Annotated in this window: 18 protein-coding genes and 1 riboswitch; of the genes, 10 read left to right on the top strand and 8 right to left on the bottom strand. The window is 35.1% G+C overall.

Annotated elements, in window-relative coordinates; genetic code table 11:
* The first annotated feature begins 39 nt into the window (after nucleotides 1–39).
* The 4 genes from ACFOWM_RS02795 (at nucleotide 40) to ACFOWM_RS02780 (ending at nucleotide 5,366) form a co-directional block, all read left to right on the top strand.
* Nucleotides 40–1,059, top strand: coding sequence for a mandelate racemase/muconate lactonizing enzyme family protein (locus ACFOWM_RS02795; RefSeq protein ID WP_379706798.1), 1,020 nt, complete (start codon nucleotides 40–42; stop codon nucleotides 1,057–1,059).
* 26 nt (nucleotides 1,060–1,085) lie between these two features.
* Nucleotides 1,086–1,661, top strand: a complete 576-nt coding sequence (gene hisB, locus ACFOWM_RS02790; protein ID WP_379706795.1) for a histidinol-phosphatase — start codon at nucleotides 1,086–1,088, stop codon at nucleotides 1,659–1,661.
* A gap of 55 nt (nucleotides 1,662–1,716) precedes the next feature.
* A complete protein-coding gene (locus ACFOWM_RS02785) occupies nucleotides 1,717–2,307 on the top strand; it encodes a TrmH family RNA methyltransferase (protein ID WP_379706792.1) in 591 nt (196 codons plus the stop codon).
* Nucleotides 2,308–2,387: 80 nt separating this feature from the next.
* On the top strand, nucleotides 2,388–5,366 hold the full coding sequence (locus ACFOWM_RS02780) for an alpha/beta hydrolase family protein (RefSeq protein WP_379706789.1): 2,979 nt from the start codon (nucleotides 2,388–2,390) through the stop codon (nucleotides 5,364–5,366).
* Nucleotides 5,367–5,423: 57 nt separating this feature from the next.
* On the opposite strand, the gene ACFOWM_RS02775 is transcribed toward ACFOWM_RS02780, so the two are convergent.
* Entirely contained in the window at nucleotides 5,424–6,011 is a 588-nt protein-coding gene (locus ACFOWM_RS02775; protein WP_379706787.1) for a hypothetical protein, read from the bottom strand.
* A gap of 33 nt (nucleotides 6,012–6,044) precedes the next feature.
* A complete protein-coding gene (locus ACFOWM_RS02770; protein ID WP_379706784.1) occupies nucleotides 6,045–6,833 on the bottom strand; it encodes an META domain-containing protein in 789 nt (262 codons plus the stop codon).
* Nucleotides 6,834–6,966: 133 nt separating this feature from the next.
* On the opposite strand from ACFOWM_RS02770, the gene ACFOWM_RS02765 reads away from it, so the two are divergent.
* On the top strand, nucleotides 6,967–7,770 hold the full coding sequence (locus ACFOWM_RS02765) for a 5'-nucleotidase, lipoprotein e(P4) family (RefSeq protein WP_379706781.1): 804 nt from the start codon (nucleotides 6,967–6,969) through the stop codon (nucleotides 7,768–7,770).
* Here ACFOWM_RS02765 and ACFOWM_RS02760 read toward each other — a convergent pair whose 3' ends face one another.
* The gene (locus ACFOWM_RS02760; protein WP_379706778.1) at nucleotides 7,771–9,102 is read right to left on the bottom strand and encodes a DEAD/DEAH box helicase; all 1,332 of its coding nucleotides are present in this window, start codon (nucleotides 9,100–9,102) and stop codon (nucleotides 7,771–7,773) included.
* Nucleotides 9,103–9,230: 128 nt separating this feature from the next.
* Here ACFOWM_RS02760 and ACFOWM_RS02755 point away from each other — a divergent pair, with 128 nt between their 5' ends.
* A complete protein-coding gene (locus tag ACFOWM_RS02755) occupies nucleotides 9,231–10,652 on the top strand; it encodes an FAD-binding oxidoreductase (protein WP_379706775.1) in 1,422 nt (473 codons plus the stop codon).
* A 65-nt stretch (nucleotides 10,653–10,717) separates the two neighbouring features.
* Here the strand turns inward: ACFOWM_RS02755 and ACFOWM_RS02750 are convergent, their stop codons facing one another.
* The gene (locus tag ACFOWM_RS02750) at nucleotides 10,718–12,058 is read right to left on the bottom strand and encodes a dihydrolipoamide acetyltransferase family protein (RefSeq protein WP_379706772.1); all 1,341 of its coding nucleotides are present in this window, start codon (nucleotides 12,056–12,058) and stop codon (nucleotides 10,718–10,720) included.
* A gap of 96 nt (nucleotides 12,059–12,154) precedes the next feature.
* The gene (purE, locus tag ACFOWM_RS02745; protein WP_379706769.1) at nucleotides 12,155–12,640 is read right to left on the bottom strand and encodes a 5-(carboxyamino)imidazole ribonucleotide mutase; all 486 of its coding nucleotides are present in this window, start codon (nucleotides 12,638–12,640) and stop codon (nucleotides 12,155–12,157) included.
* A gap of 207 nt (nucleotides 12,641–12,847) precedes the next feature.
* On the opposite strand from purE, the gene ACFOWM_RS02740 reads away from it, so the two are divergent.
* From ACFOWM_RS02740 to ACFOWM_RS02730, 3 genes are all read left to right on the top strand, one after another.
* Nucleotides 12,848–13,918 carry an efflux RND transporter periplasmic adaptor subunit gene (locus tag ACFOWM_RS02740; protein ID WP_379706766.1) on the top strand — a complete coding sequence of 357 codons (1,071 nt, stop codon included), beginning with the start codon at nucleotides 12,848–12,850 and terminating at the stop codon, nucleotides 13,916–13,918.
* Nucleotides 13,919–13,940: 22 nt separating this feature from the next.
* A complete protein-coding gene (locus tag ACFOWM_RS02735) occupies nucleotides 13,941–17,009 on the top strand; it encodes an efflux RND transporter permease subunit (RefSeq protein WP_379706764.1) in 3,069 nt (1,022 codons plus the stop codon).
* 162 nt (nucleotides 17,010–17,171) lie between these two features.
* Nucleotides 17,172–18,479, top strand: a complete 1,308-nt coding sequence (locus ACFOWM_RS02730; protein ID WP_379706761.1) for a TolC family protein — start codon at nucleotides 17,172–17,174, stop codon at nucleotides 18,477–18,479.
* On the opposite strand, the gene ACFOWM_RS02725 is transcribed toward ACFOWM_RS02730, so the two are convergent.
* A complete protein-coding gene (locus ACFOWM_RS02725) occupies nucleotides 18,474–19,766 on the bottom strand; it encodes a chloride channel protein (protein ID WP_379706758.1) in 1,293 nt (430 codons plus the stop codon). The two genes, ACFOWM_RS02730 and ACFOWM_RS02725, sit on opposite strands and share 6 nt — an antisense overlap.
* Nucleotides 19,767–19,790: 24 nt before the next feature.
* Nucleotides 19,791–19,856, bottom strand: a riboswitch (Fluoride riboswitch).
* Nucleotides 19,857–19,943: 87 nt separating this feature from the next.
* Here ACFOWM_RS02725 and ACFOWM_RS02720 point away from each other — a divergent pair.
* Nucleotides 19,944–22,424 carry a TonB-dependent receptor gene (locus ACFOWM_RS02720; RefSeq protein WP_379706755.1) on the top strand — a complete coding sequence of 827 codons (2,481 nt, stop codon included), beginning with the start codon at nucleotides 19,944–19,946 and terminating at the stop codon, nucleotides 22,422–22,424.
* Between the two features lie 3 nt (nucleotides 22,425–22,427).
* Here ACFOWM_RS02720 and ACFOWM_RS02715 read toward each other — a convergent pair whose 3' ends face one another.
* Nucleotides 22,428–23,300, bottom strand: a complete 873-nt coding sequence (locus tag ACFOWM_RS02715; protein WP_379706752.1) for an aldo/keto reductase — start codon at nucleotides 23,298–23,300, stop codon at nucleotides 22,428–22,430.
* A 146-nt stretch (nucleotides 23,301–23,446) separates the two neighbouring features.
* Complete coding sequence (locus ACFOWM_RS02710; protein WP_379706749.1) at nucleotides 23,447–24,574, bottom strand: 5-(carboxyamino)imidazole ribonucleotide synthase; 1,128 nt, start codon at nucleotides 24,572–24,574, stop codon at nucleotides 23,447–23,449.
* Nucleotides 24,575–24,623: the final 49 nt, after the last annotated feature.

Here is a 24,623-nt window from a genome sequence, read left to right as displayed (position 1 = left end):
TAAAAGCTGCATATTTGTGTTTTAATTTGCCGAGTTTACATGTTAAAAGTATCATACAAAAAAGTTGAATTGCCTTTTAAGCATCCTTTCACTATTTCGAAAGGCACTAAAACACACCAATCAACTTTAATTGTTCGTTTAGATTATTTTGGTCAGGTTGGGTATGGCGAAGCACCCGCCATTGCATATTACAATATTACTGTTGATGATATGATTGCTGATATTGAAGCAAAGAAAATGTTTATTGAAAAATTTTCATTGTCAGATCCGGAACGATATTGGCATTACTTACATCATCTTTTTCCAAAAAATCCGTTTTTAGTAGGTGCTTTAGATATGGCCGCTTGGGATATTTATGGTAAAATAAAACGCAAACCGCTGTACCAACTTTGGCAACTTGATACTGCTACATCGCCACTCACTGATTTTACTATTGGTATTGATACCGCTGAAAATATGGTGGCTAAAATGCTTGATAAACCTTGGCCTATTTATAAAATAAAAGTTGGTTTTGAGGGAGATGTTGCATTGGTAGAAAAGTGCAGAAAGCATACCAACGCTGCTATTCGTGTTGATGCAAATGCAGGTTGGACGTTGGAAGAAGCACTTATAAAAATACCGCAACTGCAACAACTTGGTGTTGAATTAGTGGAACAGCCTTTACATAAAGATGATTGGGAGGGCATGAAAAAATTATATGATTTAAACTACTTGCCTTTATTGGCAGATGAATCATGCGTATCTGAACATGATGTTGTAAAATGTGTTGGTTTCTTTAATGGTATCAACATCAAACTAACCAAATGTAGTGGCATTACACCTGCACGGCGCATGATTGCAGCAGCTAAAAATTTAGGTTTAAAAGTAATGGTAGGTTGCATGAACGAAACTACGGTTGGTACGGCCGCTATTGCTCATTTAGCGCCTATGTTAGATTTTGTTGACATGGACGGAACCTTATTACAAACTACCCAAATAGGTAGTGGTATTGAATTTGATTTTGGAAAAATAATATACAACCAAAAGCCAGGCTTAGGTATTGAAATAGGTAATTGGTAAAATTGTATTTAAAATAAAATATAAAGATGCAACGATATTTATTTATTGATAGGGATGGAACTTTAATTCAAAGTCCGCCACCGGGTGGACAAGTAGATACTTTTGATAAACTACATTTTTATCCGTTTGTAATTACATGGTTGGGGCGTATTGTACGAGAATTGCCTTATAAAATAGTAATGGTGAGTAATCAAAACGGTTTGGGATTGCCGATGTTTCCTGAATCAGATTTTTATCCTACCCAAAATTTTATGTTAGCTGTTTTTAAAACAGAAGGCATTCACTTTGAAGAAATAATTATTGACGACTCACTACCAGAAGAACTTTCTGAATTACGTAAACCACGTATAGGTCGTATGGCTCACTATATTAATAACCTCAATGTTGATCTTAAAAATAGTTTTGTAATTGGTGATAGGTTAACAGATGTACAATTTGCTAAAAATTTAGGGTGTAAGGCTTTTTTCTTAAATCCAGAAAATACAAGAGGTGTAGGCGAATTAACAGACACTGTTGAGGAGTTAAAAAATAATTGGGTGGCGCTTGCATCAACAGAATGGGAAGCTATTTATAAGTATCTTAAAAATTATCAGCCACAATAATTGAATTTATTTTAAATAACAATTAATTCAGTATCATAAACATCCTTTAAATTTTATGACGCCAGAAAGATCAGAAAGATTGAATAGTGTATTAGCAAAAAGGCAGCCTCAACTCACCATTGTGCTTGAAAATGTAAGCGACCCTCATAATATTTCAGCAGTAATGCGTACTTGTGATGCAGTAGGTGTACAAGATATTTATGTACTCAATACCAAAATTGGTCTGCATGAAAAGTGGGGTGCAAAAAGTTCATCAAGTGCTGCTAAATGGCTTACAGTACACCAGTTTAATGACGCCGCTGCTTGTTTTAAAGCATTGCGGTTAAAGTATAATAAAATTTATACTACCCATTTAAGTACAGATGCTGTGGGGTTGTATGATTTAAATTTAACTGAATCAGTTGCATTGGTTTTTGGTAATGAACACAGCGGTGTAAGCGATGAAATAATTTCGTTGGCAGATGGTAATTTTATTATACCGCAAGTTGGCATCATCAAATCATTAAATATTTCTGTAGCATGTGCTGTTAGTTTGTATGAGGCTTATCGTCAAAAAAATAATGCTGGCCATTATGATTCAGTGCAACTACCGCCTCAAGCATTAGCTTCACTAAAAACGACATGGGGCTTTTTAGATGAAGCATAACTGCTCCATCATCACTCATCATTTTTTATAGATTTTTCATCAACATTACAATAACTTTAATGCTTTAAATTTTTTTAAGTATGACAAAATTTTTATTTGCTGTATTGGTTTTGTTGCAAATGAACACTTTTGCACAATCTAAAAAACCATTAACACATGAAGTGTATGATAGCTGGAAATCAGTAGGGGAGCGGAGTATCAGCAATGATGGAAAGTTTGTAGTGTATGCAGAAAATCCGCAGGAAGGTGATGGTACTTTATGGATTTATGATATTACTCAAAATAAAAAAAATAGCTACGATAGGGGTTATGGCGCCATCATTTCTAACGATAATAAATTTGTATTTTTTAAAATAAAAGCAAAGTTTCAGGATGTTCGTCAAGCCAAAATTAAAAAGAAACGTCCCGATGAAATGCCCAAAGACTCATTTGCTATTGTAATGTTAGGTACTGATAGCATCACTAAAATACCTTTAGTAAAATCATTTAAGGCCGCAGAAAAAGGTACCAATTGGGTTGCTTACTTAGCAGAAAAACCTTTGCCAGACACTACTAAGAAAAAAATTGCCCTTGATTCAATTAAAATTAAAATTGATGGATTGGTAAAAGTTGCTGACTCTATGTTACGCAAATCGCTTGACTCAATAAAAGGGAATATTCAAAAAGCTGAAATGATGTCGGCTACTGAAAAAGCCATCAAAGAAATTTATAAAAAAGCAAATGATTTAATGGTGGATGCTGGTTTTTTAGATGCTGATGGTGATGACGCAAGTAGCGAAAAACAAAATGAAGGAACAGAGTTAAGTTTAGTGAATTTGGTAAATGGAAAAACTACCAAATTTAAACAAGTGAGCGATTATTTGTTTGATAAGTATGGCAATAAGTTGTTGATTGAAACTACTAAAAATGCGAAAGATAGCAATAGTAAAGCGTTGGTGTTGTTGTATGATTTACAAAAGCAAATAACGGATACTGTTATGAAAGGTTTTAATGATGCTAAAAACTTTTCGTTTAATGAAGAAGGTAATCAACTAGCATTTGTTGCTGAAAGAGATAGTAGCAGCAAGGCACTACAAAAATTTTATAAACTTTGGTATCATAAAAATATGGCTGATACGGCTACCATTTTGGTTGATAAAAATACCAATGGTATGCTAACGAATTTTACCGTTAGTGAAAATGCTGATATACGATTTAGTAAAGATGGCAGTAAATTATTTTTTGGAAATGCACCCATTGTAGCGCCTAAAGATACCAACTTGGTTGATTTTGAATTGGCAAGATTAGATGTATGGAATTATAAAGATGATTATTTACAACCACAACAGTTGCGTCAATTATCACAAGAGTTACGTAGAAGTTACACAGCTGTTGTATTATTGCCACAAAATAAAATGATACAACTCGGTGCTGATTCTTTAGAAAACATTAGTCTTGTAAATGAAGGGAATGCATCTTTTGTACTTGCTCAAAGTACTAAAGGTAATAGAGTTGCTTCGCAATGGGAAGGTCGTTCTTTGTACAATGTATATACCGTTGATGTTAATAGCGGTGCAATAAAAAATGTATTACGAAATAATATAGATAGGGTTTCAGCATCACCTATGGGTAAATATTTATATTGGTATCATTCAGCAAAACGCCAATATTTTGCATACGAAGTTGCAACGGGTATTACAAGGAATGTTACTGATAAAATAAAAGTGCCATTGTATGATACCCAAAATGATGTGCCTGATTATCCTAATGAAATTGGTGTAACAGGTTTTACGGCTGATGATGCTAGCATGCTAATAAATGATGAATATGATATATGGAAAGTTGATCCATCAGCAAAGGCATTACCGGTTTTGCTAACCAACGGTTTTGGTAGAAAAAACAATATTGCTTTCAACTATGTAAGAACTGATAATGAAAAGCGTTTTATTGGTACAAATGAAACAATGTTATTTACTGGTTTTAATAAAGTAAATAAACAATTAGGTATTTACAATATTAAGGCTGATGAAACCATTAACCCTACTGCATTATACACTGGTAATGTAAGTTTGAGTAATATTGTAAAAGCAAAAAATGCCGAACAATATATTTTTACCAGGGCAACAATAGCAGCGTCAGAATTATATACTGCTAACAATACTTTCAACAATGCGCTTCAAATTACTGATGTTGCTAAGCAGCAAGCGCCATACAACTGGTTAACAGCAAGTTTAATGCGTTGGAAAATGTTTGATGGTAAAATGAGTGAAGGACTTTTATTTAAACCAGAAAATTTTGACTCAACCAAAAAGTACCCAGTAATATTTTATTTTTACGAACGTAATGCTGATGGATTGTACAATTATAGAGCCCCAGCGCCAAGTGCATCTACTATCAACATTCCTTATTTTGTGAGTAATGGTTACTTGGTTTTTGATCCTAATATTTATTACAAAGATGGTGAACCTGGCCAAAGTGCATACAACAGTATTGTAAGCGCTGCTAAAATGTTATCAAAAATGCCGTGGGTTGATAGTACAAGAATGGCCATACAAGGCCAGAGTTGGGGCGGTTATCAAGTTGCTTACTTAGTTACTAAAACAAATATTTTTAGAGCTGCCGGAGCAGGTGCTCCTGTAAGTAATATGACGAGTGCTTATGGTGGTATTCGTTGGTCAACAGGGGTGAACCGCCAGTTTCAGTACGAAAAAACACAAAGTAGAATCGGTGCAACTTTATGGCAACGCCCAGATTTGTACATCAAAAATTCACCTTTATTTGCGGTTGATAAAATTCAAACACCCTTACTAATTATGCATAATGATGCTGATGGTGCAGTGCCTTGGTACCAAGGTATTGAAATGTTTACGGCTATGAGGCGTATGGGCAAAAAAGTATGGATGTTACAATACAATGGTGAAGATCATAATTTGGTAGAAAGAAAAAATAGAAAAGATTTATCTGTGAGGTTATCGCAATTTTTTGACTATTACTTAAAAGATGCACCAGCTGCTGATTGGATTAAAAATGGTGTACCAGCTACCAAAAAAGGTATTGATTGGGGGCTGAAAGTAAACTAAGTAGCATAAAAAAACGCCATCAATTTCGATGGCGTTTTTTTATAAAATATGATGCAATTACTTGCCGAATAAACCAGAAATTTTATCCATTAAACCGCCGCCACCTTCACCGCCTTCAGCTTTCCCCCCGCTAAATGCGGCTGTTAAATCACTAAAATCAACCTTGCCATCATGGTTTTTGTCGAGGGCATTGCCGCCAAATTTTGAAACCATGCTACTGATATCTAATCCACTAGTTTTATTGCCACTCAAGCTATTAAATATGCCTTGGATGTCGAAACTATTATCATTAGGGTCATTGGTTTTGTTTACAAATTGATTCATTACATTGGGAATTAATTTGCTAGCAATACCACTTGCTTGGTTGCTATCAATACCAAATTTACTCATTAACGTACTGATTAAATTGCTAGAAGCTGCTGCTGCAACAGGGCTGTTTGCAACGGCGTTACCTTCCGGTTGCTGACTAAACATACTCAATACATCATTCGCTTTTCCGCTTGAAAGCATGCCTTTCAAACTATCCATAATACTTGAGGCAGTAGTTTGTACAGCTTCATCATTTTTTTCGTTCGGAATAGCTGGGTTGTTAATAATGGCTTCGCCAGCGTTTTCTTTTACTAAGTTCATTAATTGTTCAAACATGTTAGTTGGTTTGTGTAGGTTAAAAATTGAGTTTTATGATTTATTAAAGATGAGTACACTATCATCTATTAAGTAAAGGTATAATTTTCCATCTTTAAAAAAATAACTCACCAATCGGTTATTCAGTTTATCATTTACAATAGTTGCAATACTTTTTTTACTACAAATATTTTTAGATGTTGTAAAGTTTCCAAATAATATTCTATTACCTTGTACCTCCATATTGGTACTTATATTATTACAACCATTGTTTCCACTTACTTTGCCATTCTTAAAGTCGAAAGTTAATTCGGGTATTTTATTATAATCATTTGCATTAATAGCAATGTTGTTGATCATAAGTAATGTCCACTTGTTTTGCAATAAATCATTTGCCAAATACTTGCCACAACCTGAGTACGTAATGCTATTAAAGTTAAAAGTAACCAGTTTTTTATAGGCTTGTTTTTCTGTAGCTATTGTACAAATACTATCATAAATAGTAAAACCAAAATTACCTTGCTTACTTGAAAAAGTATAGTTGCTTGCTGTGGCAACATTTTTTTTGGTTAATTGGTTGTATGCAAATTTTATATTCAGTCCATCATCTGCTTTAAAACGAACGGTATCATCTATATCAATGGCCAAAGTCCATTCCGTAGGTGTATTACCAGTTGCTAAAAAATCAACACCATTTGATTGTGCAGTTACTTCATTTTTTTTGTTGTAATTGTTGGTTTCAATTACTTGATTGTTTGATTTGCTACTATTTGATTGTGTTGTTTTGCATGATTGTATTAACAAAAAAATCATAAATATATTTACAATAAACTTCATACGCATGTAACTTCAGTTTGTTTAATTGCATTGTTGAAATCATTTCAAAAATACAGATTACTAATGCAAGGTTCCGTTAATTTTTAAATGCAGTATAGTTGCAACCAAATCAATATTTTTGTGGTTCAAATTTTTGAATATGCGTTTTATCATCTTTATATCGTTGCTGGGTTTATTGGCTTGTAAAACACCTCAACATTTAGCTAACAACAGTAATAGTGCTTTGCCCCAAAATATTAGTTTAAATGGGAAATTATTTTCATCATTATTTCAACAACGAGCTGCCGAATATAGGGCATTGTGTTTACAAAGTTATAACATGGCTAAGTGGCGTATTGATAGTTATGTAAGTAACAATGATAAACCCAAAGCCATTATTACCGATATTGATGAAACTATTTTAGATAACAGTCCGTATGCAGTGCATGCTGCTTTTGGTGGTAGTGAGTATACTTTAGATTCGTGGATTGAATGGACTTCAAAATCAGCTGCCGATACCATGCCCGGAGCAGCGGCATTTTTAAAATATGTTGCATCAAAAAATGTACAAGTATTTTATATAACCAATAGAGAAGATAAGGAGCGTACTGCCACTTTAAAAAATCTACAAAAATTTGGATTGCCAAATGCTGATGAAATGCACTTATACACCAAAATAAATACATCGAGTAAAGAAGCTAGGCGTAACCAAGTATTAGAACGCTATGATGTTATTTTATATATGGGCGATAACTTGGCAGATTTAAGTGTATTATTCGATAAAAAAACAGAAGCCGAAAGAGCGGCAAATGTTGATGCATTGAGTGCTCAATTAGGTAAAAAATATATTGTTTTTCCAAATGCTAATTATGGTGATTGGGAAGGTAGTTTGTACCAATACAACTATAAGTATACTCAAGCCCAAAAGGATTCTATTTTAAAAGCTGTATTAAAATCGTACTAATTATTTGCGTTTTTGACCACGGGTTTTTGGTTTGCCATATTTTTTCATCATCCTATCTTTTCTGCTAATAACAACATTTACTTTGCTATTTTTAGCTGATTTTGGGTGAAATGCTGGGCCAACATCGTCTCTTTTTGGGATTTTAATTTGTATTTCTTTTACAAACACTTTAGGCTTTTCATCTTCTGTAAGTTCAGTTGATAAAACCAAGTTTTCAGGTAGGGGCTCAACAGCAATGGTTTTGTTCATCAATGCTTCTACGTTTTCTTTGTATGTGATCTCTTTAGGTGTAATAAAAGTGATGGCGATGCCATTTTTATCTGCACGACCTGTACGCCCAATACGGTGCATGTAATTTTCTGGCTCATTCGGCATATCAAAATTAATTACATGGCTTACTTCGGCAATATCAATACCTCTTGCTACAATATCAGTAGCAATTATAAATTTATAAACACCTTCTTTAAATTGTTGTACAGTATTAAAACGATGATTTTGTTCTTTATTGGCATGTATCACTCCGTACTGTCCTTCAAAATTGGGTAACAATTCATCTGATAATTGATCGGCCATTGCCCTGCTTCCTGCAAAAACCAATACTTTATTCATGGTAACATCTTGCTGTAACAACAATTTGAGTAGATTCACTTTGCTGTAAAAATTGGGCACTTCATATATTATTTGTTCAATATTTTCAAGAGGTGTGCCGGTTGGTGCTGCCTCTATTTTCACAGGTGCCTTAAAATATTCGTTGATGAGGGTTGCTACATCATCAGTAATAGTTGCTGAAAATAAAAGTGTTTGTCGCTTCGTTGGTAATAGTTCTAATATATTTTGCAATTGCTTTCTAAACCCTAAATTCAACAACTCATCAACCTCATCTATCACTAATTTTTTAATATTTTTTAATTTTAAAGAACCATTCATGGTTAAATCAAATAAACGCCCCGGTGTGGCCACTAAAATATCAACCTTTTTTTCTACGGCTAATTTTTGGGTATTAATATTAACACCACCGTAAACACCTACCGTAACTACAGTCATGTAGGCTGTAAGTTGCTCAATAGTTGCTACCACCTGCGTTACCAATTCTCTTGTAGGTACAATAATTAAAATTTGAGGATGATTGTCTTTTGTGAATTGCCATTGTCTTAAAATGGGAAGTAAATATGCAACGGTTTTACCAGTACCAGTTTGTGCAATACCACACACATCAACCCCTGACATGGCAGTAGCAAAAGCCCTATGTTGTATTGGGGTTGGTTGCTTAAAACCCATATCTTGAAGGGCATTGCGTAAAGCATTGTTAAGGTTTAAATCGGTAAAAAGCATTGCAAATAAAAAATTAGTAACGGCAAAGGTAAAAAATGATATCCGTTATAAATTCATTAATAGGTTGCAACAATAATTTAATTTACTAGTACTTTTAATATATCAAACGGAAAATCATTATTACTACAATGAAAAGTACTTCTCGAAAACAGTTTATAAAGCAAGTGGGTTTGGCCTCTTTAGCGGTATTAATGAAGCAAGTGGCCAGTTTTGCTGCGGATGTTCCTTATAATATTGAAGCCGCTAGTAACAACAATGTAGTGTTTTATATAAAGGCTGATGCAGCTTATGAAACCTTACGCAAAGGTTTTAATAAAAGAATCAATCATTATCCCAAAGTAATTGCTTTGTGTAGCAACGAACTAGGTGTTGTTGAAGCTATGCAATACGCTACAACTAATCAATTAAAAGTTACTGTTAAGAGTGGCGGCCATTGTATGGAAGGTTTTAGTTGTTTGCAAGATGGTATGGTGATAAACGTTTCACTTTTAAATACCATTGAATGGGTTAATGGAAACGTTTTAAAAGTGGACCCTGCTTGTACATTAAAAAATATTTACGAAACCATTATACCTAAAGGAAAATATTTGCCTGGCGGAAGCTGCCAAAGTGTTGCTATTAGTGGTTTAGCATTAGGTGGTGGGTATGGTTTAATGAGTAGGCAATTTGGTTTAACCTGCGATAGCTTGGTAAACGCAACTATTGTATTGCCTAGTGGTAGTGTAATGCAAACCGATAAAGCGCCAGACTTACAATGGGCATGTAAAGGCGGTGGTAATGGCAATTTTGGGGTGATAACATCCATGAAATTTGCTTTACAAAAAGCACCTGCAACCATGCAAAGTATAAAATTTCGGAATCAAAATGTTAGTATTGAAAAAGCAATGGATATTTGTAAGCAATGGTTTACACTATCTAAAACATTACCGAATAGTTGTTTTTCTGCTTTTATTTTCAATGGCAAAACAACCTATATTTTATTAACCAATACACAGCCAGCTGATGCTACTGTAAACAATTTTATTAAAACCTTTACTGCATCAAGTACTAAGGTAAGTATAGGTAAAGCATTGCCATTTGGTACAGCGTTGAAAGCTTATTATGCAGCCGCCAACCCACTAACCTATAAAAATGCATCTGCTGGCTTATACAAAAGCTACGAACAAGTAGGCAATATTTTAGAAGATGTTTTTAAAAAAGTAAAAAGCGTACCGGGGTTTATTTATCAAGTAAATACATTAGGCGGTAACATTCAATTACCTGCATTTGAGGCTAGTAGTGCTTTTGCACATAGGGATTGTATTTATTTTTCAGAATTGCAGGCTTATTGGGAAAATCCGAAACTAAATGAAAAGTATCTAGGTAATTTTGAAAATATTCAACAATTATTTGCTCAAAATAATATTAAAGCGCAATACCGTAATTACCCTGATATCAATTTTAAAAACGCACCTGAATTATACTACGGAAAAAATGTGAGTCGCCTCAGAGCAGTAAAGCAAAATTATGATCCCTTCAATTTATTTGCAGCACCACAAGGTTTACTGTAGTTACAATAAAACTGTGGCATAAAAAAAGCTGTCGAACTCGACAGCTTTTTTTATGTTATTATATTTTAGATAGGTCTATTTATATCAAAATTTTCTAACTCTTTGCTAACCGCATTTAAGAAGGTAGAACCTAAACCACCATCAATAATACGATGATCGTAACTTAATGAAATGTACATCATGTGGCGAATGGCAATACTATCACCTTGAGGTGTTTCAATAACCATAGGGCGTTTTTTTATAGCACCCACTGCCATAATAGCAACTTGAGGTTGGTTTATAATTGGCGTACCCATAATACTTCCAAATGTACCTACATTGGTTAAAGTGAAAGTACCACCTGTAGTATCATCTGGTTTTAATTTACCATTACGAGCCGCATTGGCCAAACTATTTACTTGCTTTGTTAAACCAGTAAGATTAAGCTGATCAGCATTTTTAATAACAGGTACAATTAAGTTGCCCGATGGTAAAGCCGTTGCCATACCAATATTTAAATCTTTTTTAATGATGATTTTATCACCATCAACCGAACTACTTAACCAAGGATATTTTTTGATGCTCTTTACAATAGCTTCAATAAACAATGGGGTAAAAGTTATTTTTTCGCCTTCACGTTTTTCAAATTCTTTCTTCACTTTTTCTCTCCATAAAACCAAATTCGTAACATCACACTCTGCAAAGCTGGTAACATGCGGACTTGTATGTTTACTATCTACCATATGCTTCGCAATGAGTTTACGCATACGATCCATTTCAATTACTTCCACATTACCACTATAAACGGTTGGCGTTGTAGTAGCCACTGCAGCTGGTGTTTCAACAGCTGGCGCCATTACTACTGCTTGTTGGCTAGCTACAGGAGCCGCCACTGGTGTGCTTGGCGTAATGCCGTTTTTCTTATTGGCTACGTATTGTAAAATATCTTTTTTGCTCACCCTACCATCTTGTCCTGTACCCGGTATTTGCTCTAACTCTGTCATGCTAATACCTTCACTTTGAGCAATATTTAAAACGAGTGGCGAATAAAATTTAGCACCATTGGTTTGCGGCACAACATTATTAGGAACATATGGAATTTCTTCCACTACTTTAGCATCTTCATATACTGGTGCAGTAGTAGCTTGTACAGCTGGTGCAGCAGGTGTTGCTGTGGCAGCAGCAGCGCCAGTTCTTATTTTTACAATAACGGTACCAATGGCAACCACATCATTTTCTTTAAAAAGAATTTCCTCAATTACGCCTTCAGCAGTTGAGGGTACTTCACTATCTACCTTATCGGTGGCTATATCTAAAATAGTTTCATCTTGCGCTACTTTATCACCAACTTTTTTATGCCATTTTAAAATAGTGGCTTCCATGATGCTTTCGCCCAATTTTGGCATTACTAAATCAACTACGCTCATATAATTTGAGTTAAATTTATTTTCGGCAAATGTACGGTAAATGACGTTTGTAAAGGCTAATTTTTGATAGATGAAATTTACCGTTCAACCATTTTATTAGCCCATACCTTCGGCCATTTTTAAAACATCATTTTCCATTTCGGCTTTGTAGGATGCTAAGGTGGTGGCTAAAGTTTCATCATACGTTGCTAAAATTTGAGCCGCTAAAATACCTGCATTTTTGGCGGCGTTCAATGCAACCGTAGCAACAGGTACACCGTTCGGCATTTGCAAAATCGATAAAATTGAATCCCACCCATCAATTGAGTTGGATGACTTTACGGGTACGCCAATAACAGGCAGAGTAGTGTAAGCGGCTACCATACCTGGCAAGTGAGCTGCACCACCTGCACCTGCAATAATTACCTTAAAACCTTCATTTTTTGCATTTAAGGCAAACGTACGCATACGATCTGGCGTACGGTGAGCAGATACCACAGTTAGGTGATAGTTTACCCCAAATTTTGTAAGAATATCAGCAGCTTGCTGCATTACAGGTAAGTCACTGTTGCTTCCCATAATTATGGCTACAGTTGGCTTCATTGTTGATGTGCATTTTTTTGAAATGCTAAGGTAAGGTGTTATTATTTTACTGTTGCGGTATTATTTAAAAGCAACGAATGTTTTAAAGTGTGTTTAGCGTCTAAACGGCTAAGTGCAACAATTTTCACTAAATAAATGTTGCAACAATAATCCTTTTATCTTTGTTTTATTTCAAATTAATTGTTCATTAATGCGGTATATCAGCTTATGTATAAATATTTACTTGTATTAGTCGTAATAGTAACTGGTTTTGCAGCCTGTAAAAGCAAATCGGCTGATAATAATAAACCAAAAGTAAACCCACCTGTAATTGTGGATGTTATGTTGGCTCAAAAAGAAGCTATCGAAGATGTGGTGGAGGCAAACGGTACCGTAGTGGCCAATGAGTTTTTAGAAATACACCCCGAAGTAAGTGGTAGGTTAACCTACCTCAATATTGCCGAAGGAAGCGCTGTGGCACAAGGCACCATTTTAGCTAAAATTAATGATGCTGATTTAAGAGCACAGTTAGCAAAAGCCAAAGTACAGCTTGATTTAGCTGAAACAACTGTTAAACGTTATAAACAATTATTAGATGCCAACGGGCTTAACCAAAGCGACTATGATGTAGCCGTAAACCAAGTGAATAGTTTAAAGGCTGATATGGTGTATACCCAAGCTTTAATTGATAAAACAGTTATTAAAGCGCCATTTAGTGGCGTTATTGGGTTGCGTCAGGTGAGCCCAGGTGCTTATGTAACACCAGCTTCTATTTTAGCTACTTTACAGCAAGTATCGAAAGTTAAAATAGATTTCACTTTACCACAAGTTTACAGCGATGTGGTTAAAAAAGGTGATTTTGTTGATGTAATCATAAATGGCAACAATGAAAAAACAACCCGAGCACAAGTAATTGCTACTGAACCTGGGGCTGATGTTACCACTCGTAATTTAAAAGTAAGGGCAGTATTGGCCGATGGAAAAGTAAACCCTGGAGCATTTGTTAAAGTAAACATCAATGTTGGTAAAGGCAAAACATCGTTCTTAGTACCTACCAATTGTATTTTACCCGATGATAGAAGTAACCAAGTTATTGTTGTTAAAAATGGTATCGCCAATTTTACCAATGTACAAACAGGTATTCGTCAAGCCAATGCAGTAGAAGTATTAAGTGGCTTAAATGCTGGCGATTCAGTAGTAGTTACAGGCGTATTGTTTTTACGACCGAAGGGTAAAGTAAAAGTTCGTTCGGTAAAAAAGTTAGCTGATATAGCACCTGCTTCATCATCTTCTTATTAATCATTTATTGTAATTCGTTTTCATGAATATATCTGAGTTATCATTAAAAAGACCTGTACTAGCCACTGTATTAAACCTTTTAATCATCTTATTTGGTATTGTAGGTTTTACTTTTTTGGCGGTAAGAGATTATCCTGCAATTGACCCAGCAGTGGTGAGTGTGAGTACATCATATACAGGTGCTAATCCTGATATTATTGAAAGCCAAATTACAGAACCACTCGAAAAACAAATTAATGGTATACCGGGTATCAAAACCATTACATCATCAAGCTCATTAGGGAGTAGTAATATTTCAGTTGAATTTGAATTGGGCGTTGATTTAGAAGCGGCAGCTAGTGATGTGAGAGATAAAGTGGGGCAAGCTACTCGTGCATTACCTCAAGATATTGATGCGCCACCAGTAGTAAGTAAGGCCGATGCCAGTAGCGATTTCATTTTAATATTAGCAGTACAAAGTAGAACCAAAGGGTTGTTAGAGTTGAGTGATTATGCTGAAAATGTATTGCAACAACAGTTTCAAACGATAAACCAAGTAAGCTCCGTAAATATTTTCGGGCAAAAAAGGTATGCCATGCGTTTGTGGATTAATCCAGATAAAATGAACGCTTATGGTGTGGCTTTTTCAGATATACGTACAGCTTTAAATACCGAAAATATTGATTTGCCTCCGGGTAAAATTTATGGCGCTACTACAGAACTTACCATTAAGACGTTGGGCAGACTTACCAACGAAAAAGATTTTCAAGACTTAATTATTAGGGAAGATGCTGCTGGTATTGTTCGATTAAAAGATGTGGCAAGGGTAGAAATTGGACCTGAAACATTGGAGCAGGGTTGGAAATACAATGGTGTAAATGCTGTAGGTATTGTTATTATTCCGCAGCCAGGTGCCAACAATATTCAAATTGCTGATGATTTCAATAAAAAATTAGCCGCCATTAAAGCCCTCAACAAATCAGATATTGAAATGAATTTGTTGCTAGATAATACCCAAAACATCCGCAAATCAATCAGCGAAGTAGAGGAAACATTGTTCATTTCTTTTGGGTTTGTGGTGTTGGTTATCTTTTTATTTTTTAGAGATTGGTTAATTGCCATACGTCCGTTAATAGATATACCGATATCATTAGTAGCAACTTTCTTTATCATGTACATTGCAGGCTTCTCTGTAAATATTTTAACCTTACTCGGTATTGTATTGGCAACTGGTTTGGTGGTTGATGATGGTATTGTTGTAACCGAAAATATTTTTAGAAAGTTAGAAGAAGGGCTTCCTATAAAAAAAGCCGCATTGGAGGGCAGTAAAGAAATTTTCTTCGCCGTAATATCAACATCCATCACATTAGCTATTGTATTTTTACCTGTAATTTTTTTAGAAGGATTTATTGGCCGTTTGTTTCGTGAGTTTGGTGTAACCTTGGCAGCAGCCGTATTAATTTCAGCTTTTGTATCGCTTACCATTACACCTGTTTTAAACGTGGTGTTGAGCCGTAAAACACACAAACATAGTAAGTTTTACATCAAAACAGAACCTTTTTTTACCGGTATGGAAAATGGCTACAAGCGTTTATTAAACAGCTTTTTAGCAGTTCGTTGGGTAGCATGGGTAATCTTAGGTGTTTGTGCAGTGGTTATTTATTTTATTTTGGGCTCTCTGCAAAGTGAAATTGCACCGCTTGAAGATAGGGATAGTATTCGTTTTAGTGTAACAGCGCAAGAGGGCACAGGTTACAACACCATGCAAAAATTTACTGACGAAATTTCAAACTTTTTGTACGACTCCATACCTGAAAGAGATTTTGTGTTTGCTCGTACACCAGCCGGTGCCATCAATACATCTCAACCTCGTTTGGCATTAATTCCAAAAAAAGATAGGGAACGTTCACAAGATCAAATTGCAAATGATTTAAATAAAAAGCTCAGCAGGTTTAACAACGTTCGTGTGTTTGCTCTGCAAGAACAAACCATTGCCGTGGGTGCAGGTAGCAGGGGTAGTTTGCCGGTACAGTTTGTATTGCAAAATCAAGACCTTGAAAAAATGAAAGCCATCATTCCACAGTTTTTGGATGAGGCTCGTAAAGATAAAACCTTCTCCAATGTTGATGTAAACCTCAAGTTCAATAAGCCAGAAATTTCCTTGTCTATTGATCGTATGAAGGTGAAAGATTTAGGGCTTTCTTCTCAAGATGTAGTAGCCGCAATTCAAGCAGCATTTAGTGGTGGTCGTTTAGCTTATTATTTGAAAGATGGACACCAATACTCAGTAATTGCACAAGTTGAACGTACTGATAGGGATAAACCAAATGATATTGACAAACTATTTGTAAAAAATAAAAACGGACAAAGCATTCCTTTAAGTGCCGTGGTTACGTTAACAGAAACGAGTAGCCCACCTTCATTGTTTCACTTTAATCGTTACAAAGCAGCCACTGTTTCAGCATCATTAGCTGAAGGTAAAACCATTGGCGATGGTATTAAAGCCATGGAAGCAATATCAAAAAAGTTGTTAGATGAAAGTTACCAAACAGCCCTCAGTGGTCCATCAAGAGATTATGCTGAAAGCTCCTCTAACATTGCCTTTGCCTTTGGTTTGGCTTTAATATTAATTTATTTGGTTTTAGCAGCACAGTTCGAAAGTTTTATTGATCCACTCACCATCATGTTCACAGTGCCCTTAGCGTTGGCAGGTGCATTAATTAGTTTGTGGTTGTTCAAGCAAACCTTAAATATTTTTTCAGAAATTGGTATGATCATGCTCATAGGTTTGGTTACCAAAAATGGTATTTTAATTGTTGAGTTTGCCAATCAAAAACGTGAGCAAGGTCTTGCAATAAAAGATGCTGTATTAGAGGCAGCAAGGCAACGGATGCGACCTATTTTAATGACCAGTTTGGCAACGGCTTTTGGGGCTTTACCTATTGCATTAAGTTTAGGTGCAGCAGCTACTAGTAGGGTGCCATTGGGTATTGTTGTTGTGGGGGGTATTTTATTTTCGTTGGTGTTAACCTTGTTTGTTATTCCGGCTATTTATACTTTCTTAAGCAGCAAAAAAGGGCATACACCTAAAAAAATTGAAATTACTGATTAGGTCTTTTTTGGGGCGCTTTGGGCCGTGGTACACATGGCAACTGTAGTTCCGGCTATTCGCTACAATCTTTTTACGGCACCTTCGGTTTGTAAAAAGTATTTTCGCTACTATCCGGCAGCGCTTGAACAAAAGTTAAGTAATGAGGCTTTTAAAAAATATAAAATGTGTAAAATTTTAAAAACGGTTATAGTATTAAGTGCAACCATGTTGTTTCAACAATCCTATGCACAAACGCTTTCTTTAAATGATGCTATCAATATTGCACTAAAAAATAGTTTAGATGTTCAGCTCGTAAAAAACGATATTGAAGTGGCTACAATCAGCAATACTTATGGGTTTGCAGGTGGCTTACCATTGGTTACGGGTAATATTGCTGATAACGAACAAGTAACCAGCGTTAATCAAAAATTAAATACGGGTACTACAATTCAACGTAACAATGCCGCTGCCAATAATTTATCAGCCAATGTTACTGGTAGTATTATACTCTTTAATGGTGGGCGTATTGTTGCTACCAAACAACGGTTGGCCGCTTTACAAACACAAAGTACTACTAGGTTAACCAGTCAGGTACAAAATATTATGGCAGCAGTATTGACATCTTATTACGATGTAGTACGCCAGCAACAATACATCAAAACCATTGATTTATCTATTGAAGCATCTAACCAACAATTAAGTATAGTTAAAACCAGGCAAAGTGTTGGTTTAGCTAACAATGCTGATTTATTTCAAGCTCAAATTGACTTGAATGCATTGCTGCAAAGTAAACAAGCGCAAGCTTTAGTGGTAAACCAAGCAAAAACAGGTTTGTTACGTTTGCTTACCCTCAACCCAGATAGTGCAATCAATATTATTGATACAATTTTAGTTGATAAAATGCCTATTGATTTAAATACTATTAAAAGCAATATTCCAAAATCGGCAGATGTGGTGGCGGCAGATGATCAAATAAAAATCAATCAGCTCATTGTTAAAGAAACCAATGCACAACGTTACCCTACAATAAGAGCCAACACAGGTTATAATTTTACCCGTAACCAAGCAGCCGCTGGTCAATTGTTACTCAATCAAAATTATGGTCCTACAGTAGGTGTATCCGTTGCTATCCCCATATTTAACGGCAATATTTTTAAAAAACAAGTACAAATTGCAAACGTGAATGTTCGCAATGCAACCATACAAAAAGAAATATTGTTACGTGATTTAGATGCAGCTGTTTCAACACAATACCAAGCTTATATTACAGCTACGCAGCAGTTAGAAAAAGAAAAAGAGAATTACCAATTATCAGCACAATTATTACAATTGGTATTGCAACGTTTTCAATTAAAACAAGCTACCATTGTTGATGTAAAAAACGCACAACAAAGTTTTGAACAAACTGGTTATCGTTTAACCAATGTAAGCTACGCTGCAAAAGCCGCTGAAATTGAGTTAAAACGCATTAGCAACCAACTTTCATTATAAGTTTTTAAATCGGTTAAAAGGGTGAACCGTAAAACGGTGGTGCTTGCTTCCCATAAATACTTGGCTTTTGTAAATACCCGTTTTACTTGCTGTTAAGTAAGCAGTAATACAGGTTATTAAGGCAATGCCGCCTATATGAACACCCATTAACTCCATTGCCATAATAGTACAAGCAATTGGAGTGTTAGTAGCACCTGCAAATACTGCAACAAAGCCAACACCTGCTAACACATTGGTAGGTAAAGGTATAAATAACGATAAGGCATTGCCTAAAGTAGCACCTATAAAAAATAATGGTGTTACTTCACCACCTTTAAATCCGCTACTTAACGTTGCAACTGTAAACAATATTTTTAATGCAAAATCATAGTAGGGTAGTGCGATATTGAATGATGCATTTATTGTTTCTAACCCTAAGCCATTGTATTTAGTATTACCTACAGCTAGCACACCAACTACTATGAGTAAACCGCCTATCATAGGTCGTATAGGTGCATATGGTATTTTCTTTTTAAACACATCAGTCAACGTATGCATGCTTTTGCTAAATACCGTTGCGGTTAATCCAAATGCAATACCAGCAATAATGCCATAAAAAATAGTTGAAATTGAATAAGTGTTTATTAAAATTTGAGGGTATGCAGTATGAGCAACACCACACAATTTTGTTATTTCATGTGCAATAAAAGCAGTTGCAAATGAAGGAATAATTGCGGCGTAATTAATTTTTTTAATGTAAGCAACTTCATTGGCAAAAATTGCTCCTGCTATAGGCGTGCCAAATACTGCACCAAAACCTGCTGCAATAGCAGCAGTTATTAAAATTTTTCTATCGGTACTCGTTAATTGAAATGGTTTGCTGCATTGATCTGCAATTGCGCCAGACATTTGTAAAGCGGTACCTTCTCTGCCTGCTGAGCCTCCAAATAAATGCGTTACAATAGTGCTGAGGTAAACAAGTGGTGCCATTTTAAATGGTACTGTTTGTTTGGGTTCGTGAATTGTTGCTATTAAAATATTATTACCAGCCGCTACATTTTTCCCCAATTTAAAATAGGTAAAGCCAATGATTAAACCTGAAAATGGTAACAAATAAATGAGCCATAAATGATTATTGCGAAAGTTGGTAGCCCAATTCAATGATTGCAAAAATAATGCAGCCGCTATGCCTGATGTTATACCAACTATACAACATAATAATAACCACTTTACAAAATAGTTACGTAGTATAGGCTGTAGTATAAAACTTTTGAAATGAAAAGGCTTGTTTTGTTTGGTTGTTTGCATGGTTTACCTGATTGAGTTAAACATCAATAATCAGGCGCCATTAGCTCTTTTAGCGGTTGTATATAGGAAGACACCATTTCCTCTTTGTACAACAAATTTATAAAATTATTAGACTTAATCAACTTATTGTTAAATAATAATTTTGTTAGATAAGGCTAACATTTATATTTTTGCTCCATGAGTCAATTTGTACAAAGGTTTTTTGCTGTTGTATTTTTAGTAATTGTAAATAATTTATTTCAGTTGGGTGCGGTACAAGCACAAGTCACTACTTTGCTTTTAAACGATGCGGTTACAGGTGCTACTATTAATGCAGCTACGGTAACAGTATACCAACAAAACACATCAGCTATTGTAACAACAAATAATAATGGTGTAGTACGTTTAACTAATGTTCACAATGATTCATCTTTACATTTTACCATTAAAGCAGTAGGTTATTCAATTATTGATACCATACTTTTTGCTAATAAACAGCATCAATTATTATTAACACCGCAGAACGTTACGTTACAACAAATTGTTATTACAGGTGTGAGTAAATCTGTTGCAATAAAACAACATCCTATAGCGATTGTAAGTGTACAAGTTAAAACCTTAGCTGCTACAATTGAGCCCAATATTATTGATGCGTTGGTTAAAAATGTACCCGGGTTACAATCTGTGAAAACTGGTCCCAATATATCAAAGCCATTTATTAGAGGCTTGGGTTACAATAGGGTATTAACCATGTATGATGGTGTAAGGCAAGAGGGACAACAATGGGGCGATGAACATGGTATTGAAATAGATGAATATAGTATTGAAAAAGCAGAAGTGATAAAAGGGCCGGCTAGTATCATGTATGGGTCTGATGCATTGGCAGGTGTCATAAATTTAATTCCTACAAAAGTTTTGCAGCAAGATGGGAGATTACATATAAAAGCTACTAATACTTTTCAAACCAATAATGGACAAATAGGTACTGCCGTAACATTATCTTCTGCCAAGAAAAATATTAGTTTTATTATGAATAGTGCCTTCACATTGGCCAAAAATTATCAGAATAAAATAGATGGAAGGGTGTATAATACAGGTTTTAAAACATTTAATGTAAGTGGTGGTGTGCAACTACAACAACCAGCTTCAACATGGCGTTTGCATGCAACCCTGTATGATAATTTACAAGGAATACCCGATGGTAGCAGGGATTCATTAACAAGAAAATTTTCTTATCAAGTGTATGAAGCTGCGAATGATGATATTAAAAACAGACCGATTGTACAACCCCAACAATTGAATAGTTATACAACGCCAACTATTCATCAACGCATACAGCATTATAGAATTTACAGTAATAATCAGTTTACATTAGGCAAACATGCCTTTCAATTAAACATTGCAGCACAACAAAATATTAGAACAGAGTTTACTCACCCAACAGTACCACAACAACCAGGTTTAAGTGTGCAATTAAATACATTAAATTATGCATTACAGTACAATATACCTACCCTCAAATTTACTCATATTGCTTTCGGTATCAATGGTATGGCTCAAAAAAATACAAATAAAAATGCAACTGATTTTCCGATACCTAATTATTGGTTGTTTGATGTAGGCAGTTACTTTACGGCACATTATATTAAAAACAAATTCACAAGTAATGTGGGTATTCGTTATGATAAACGCTTGGTTAAAGCAGCTGATTTTTATGTGCGTAATAATATTGCAACTGGGTTTGATGCACAAGTACAACTACCCGATACTGCTGGCGCTACTTTACAGTTTCCTTATTTTAATAAGTCGTTTGATGGGGTAGCTTTTAGTATTGGATGTACTTATCAATTTAATGAACATTGGAATATTAAAGTAAACGCTGCTAAAGGTTATAGAGCTCCAAACATAACAGAATTGGCCTCCAACGGATTAGATCCGGGAGCCAGAATAGTGTATTTGGGTAATCTTAATTTTAAACCTGAATTTAGTTTTCAGCAAGATGTTGGTGTAGATTACACTTCAAAAAACTTGAAAGGTTCACTTAGTTTATTTAACAATGTGATTCAACATTTTAGTTATTTGAAGCAGAAAATTGATCAATTAGGTAGCGCTATAGTTGATGCTCAGGGCAATAGAACGTTTCAATATGAGCAAGCAAAAGCACAATTATTTGGAGGAGAAGCTGCTTTTAATTGGGCACCGACCAAAAAGAAAGATGTTGTTATTGAAGCTACTATCGCTACTGTTTATGGATATAATAAAGATGCTCAGTTTAAAAATAAAAAGCTTGATGGTGCTTATTTACCATTGATTCATCCTACAAAAATTACGCATGACATTAGTAAAATAATACCTTTTAAAAAAAAATATGTTGAACAATTTAAAATAAGTGTAGGTATTGATTATACCGCAAAGCAGCGTAGGTATTTACAGTTGAATAATACAGAAACTGCTACAAATGATTATACATTGTTTAATGCCGCAGCATCAACTATTTTTAAATGGAAATCGCATACATTACAATGTCAGTTACAAATAAATAACCTCTTTAATAAGGCTTACCAATCACATTTAAGCAGGTTAAAGTATCTTGAATATTACCAAGTATCACCTAATAATACACAAGGTATTTTTGATATGGGCACCAATATATCATGTAAGTTTATATTGTTATTATAAATGTTATGCTACTTCATGGCCTGCACTTGCTTCCCATAGTTTAAACCAATCTTGTAAATCCATTTTAATAGAAGTTACAGCTATTGCTGTTTTTAAACGAGCTATTTCTGTAGTACCACAAACGGGTATAATACCTGCAGGGTGTTTTAAAATCCATGCTAATAAAATACCATCTACAGTAGTATTGTATGCAGCTGCAAGTGAAGAAGCTACTGCTTTTATTCGTTGTGTTTGTTCGTTATCTAGTTTAAAAACACTCCCTAAAGGCGACCAACTCATGGGTAATATTTGATTGGTTTGCATATAATCTAAGCTGCCATTGAGCATTGCTTCATTATGGGTTAATGAAAATTCTAATTGGTTTACCTTAATATCAATTTCTGAATGTAGTAATGCTGTTTGCGTATTGCTGAAGTTTGATACGCCTACGGCTTTTATTTTTCCTTGCGATATTAATATATCAATTGCAGCTGCAATTTCTTCCGCCTGCATTAAAGGGCTTGGCCTATGTAATAGCAATACATCTAAATAATCAGTATGTAAATTTTTGAGCGAATTCGTTACACTTTCAATAATATATGTTTTGCTGTATTGATAATGCTTAACGGTTGTATGCCTGTTTACATTGGGTAATTGAATGCCACATTTGCTTATAAATTGCACATCGTTTCTATTAATATTACTTTCTTTAAAAGCTTTACCAAAAGCTGTTTCTGTGGTATAATCACCATAAATATCTGCATGGTCAAAACTTGTAATTTGGTTAGCAACACAATCAGTTATTAATTGTGTCATTTGTTGCGTAGTTAAATTTTTACCCCAAATGCCCCAAGTCATGGTGCCTGCTACTATTGGAGAAAATTGTAATGACTGCATAATATTTTTCTGTTGAATTAATTTACATTGTTGATGGGCTGCCGGATAGAAGCAAGTACCCTGCAGGGCTGCGAAGCAAAGCCCAAAGCGTACTGCGGATAGCCGGAACTAAAGTTGCTATAAGTTACAACTGTACAAAGCCCCCGTTATTTTTTTGCTATTACTTTTAATACATTTTTTATTTGGTTGGCCTTGTGCAACAGTTCTTGTGGTTCGTTACTTAAAACGGTTACATGCCCCATTTTTCTACCAGGTTTGGTTTGTTTTTTCCCATATATATGCACAAATACATTGGTCATGTTAAGCACTGCATCTAAACCTTCGTATTCGGCAATGCCTGTATGGCCTGCTTCGCCAACTAAATTGATAATGGCAGATGGTAATATATGTTCGGTATTGCCTAAAGGATAGTTGAGCAATACCCTCCACAACATATCAAACTGGCTGCTATAGCAGGCTTCAATGCTATGGTGACCACTGTTGTGCACCCTAGGAGCTGTTTCGTTCACCCATACATTTTCGTTATGGTCAACAAACATTTCAACGGCAAAAATGCCAGGACTTTTTAAACCATTCACTACTTTTAATGCAATAGCTTCGGCCTTCCAAAGCACTTTATCTGTAAGGCTTGCAGGGCTTATTTGATAACTCAATAAATTCAAACGCTGGTCAACCACCATATCGGTTGGCTCGTAAATGGCTGTTTGTCCTTTTTCATTCACTGCAATAATGATGGATATTTCTTTTTTTATATCAACCATTTTTTCCATTACTGATGGTGCATCAAATGCTTGGGTAATATCATCTGTTGTTTTTAAAAGTACTACACCTTTACCATCGTAACCACCTTGATCAATTTTATGAACTGCTGGTAAAAATGAAGCTTGTTGTGTAACCTCGGCAATAGTATTGGTTACTAAAAAATCGCTTGAGGGTATTTCATTTTCTTTATAAAAAGTTTTTTGTGCAATTTTACTTTTTATGGTTTTTAAAGCAGCTGGTTTTGGAAAAACTTTTACACCTTCAGCCGCTAACTGTTCTAAAGCAGCTACGTTTACATTTTCTATTTCTATGGTTAACACATCAACCATTTTGCCGAAGGCATACACCGCATCATAATTGGTTATATCGCCTTTTATGAAATGATGACAGAGGTGAGCAGATGGGCAGGCATCATCGTTTTCTAAAATGTACGTTTCTACTGGGTAATTAATGGCCGCTTGTAGTAACATTCTGCCTAGTTGTCCGCCTCCGAGTATACCTGCTTTTACCATGGAAATTATTTGTGGCAAATATAGGTTTGCCGTTTTAGTTTTAGTGCAT

It is taken from the genome of Ferruginibacter yonginensis (assembly GCF_042651465.1).
GTDB classification, from domain to species: Bacteria; Bacteroidota; Bacteroidia; order Chitinophagales; family Chitinophagaceae; genus Ferruginibacter; species Ferruginibacter yonginensis.
Note: the sequence above shows the minus strand (reverse complement) of the source record. Positions and strands in the feature narration are given on the sequence as shown.

Coding starts and splice junctions, on each gene's coding strand:
- ACFOWM_RS02795 (WP_379706798.1), top strand. CDS start 40: ATGTTAAAAGTATCATACAAAAAAGTTGAATTGCCTTTTAAGCATCCT.
- hisB (WP_379706795.1), top strand. CDS start 1,086: ATGCAACGATATTTATTTATTGATAGGGATGGAACTTTAATTCAAAGT.
- ACFOWM_RS02785 (WP_379706792.1), top strand. CDS start 1,717: ATGACGCCAGAAAGATCAGAAAGATTGAATAGTGTATTAGCAAAAAGG.
- ACFOWM_RS02780 (WP_379706789.1), top strand. CDS start 2,388: ATGACAAAATTTTTATTTGCTGTATTGGTTTTGTTGCAAATGAACACT.
- ACFOWM_RS02775 (WP_379706787.1), bottom strand. CDS start 6,011: ATGTTTGAACAATTAATGAACTTAGTAAAAGAAAACGCTGGCGAAGCC.
- ACFOWM_RS02770 (WP_379706784.1), bottom strand. CDS start 6,833: ATGCGTATGAAGTTTATTGTAAATATATTTATGATTTTTTTGTTAATA.
- ACFOWM_RS02765 (WP_379706781.1), top strand. CDS start 6,967: ATGCGTTTTATCATCTTTATATCGTTGCTGGGTTTATTGGCTTGTAAA.
- ACFOWM_RS02760 (WP_379706778.1), bottom strand. CDS start 9,102: ATGCTTTTTACCGATTTAAACCTTAACAATGCTTTACGCAATGCCCTT.
- ACFOWM_RS02755 (WP_379706775.1), top strand. CDS start 9,231: ATGAAAAGTACTTCTCGAAAACAGTTTATAAAGCAAGTGGGTTTGGCC.
- ACFOWM_RS02750 (WP_379706772.1), bottom strand. CDS start 12,058: ATGAGCGTAGTTGATTTAGTAATGCCAAAATTGGGCGAAAGCATCATG.
- purE (WP_379706769.1), bottom strand. CDS start 12,640: ATGAAGCCAACTGTAGCCATAATTATGGGAAGCAACAGTGACTTACCT.
- ACFOWM_RS02740 (WP_379706766.1), top strand. CDS start 12,848: ATGTATAAATATTTACTTGTATTAGTCGTAATAGTAACTGGTTTTGCA.
- ACFOWM_RS02735 (WP_379706764.1), top strand. CDS start 13,941: ATGAATATATCTGAGTTATCATTAAAAAGACCTGTACTAGCCACTGTA.
- ACFOWM_RS02730 (WP_379706761.1), top strand. CDS start 17,172: ATGTGTAAAATTTTAAAAACGGTTATAGTATTAAGTGCAACCATGTTG.
- ACFOWM_RS02725 (WP_379706758.1), bottom strand. CDS start 19,766: ATGCAAACAACCAAACAAAACAAGCCTTTTCATTTCAAAAGTTTTATA.
- ACFOWM_RS02720 (WP_379706755.1), top strand. CDS start 19,944: ATGAGTCAATTTGTACAAAGGTTTTTTGCTGTTGTATTTTTAGTAATT.
- ACFOWM_RS02715 (WP_379706752.1), bottom strand. CDS start 23,300: ATGCAGTCATTACAATTTTCTCCAATAGTAGCAGGCACCATGACTTGG.
- ACFOWM_RS02710 (WP_379706749.1), bottom strand. CDS start 24,574: ATGGTAAAAGCAGGTATACTCGGAGGCGGACAACTAGGCAGAATGTTA.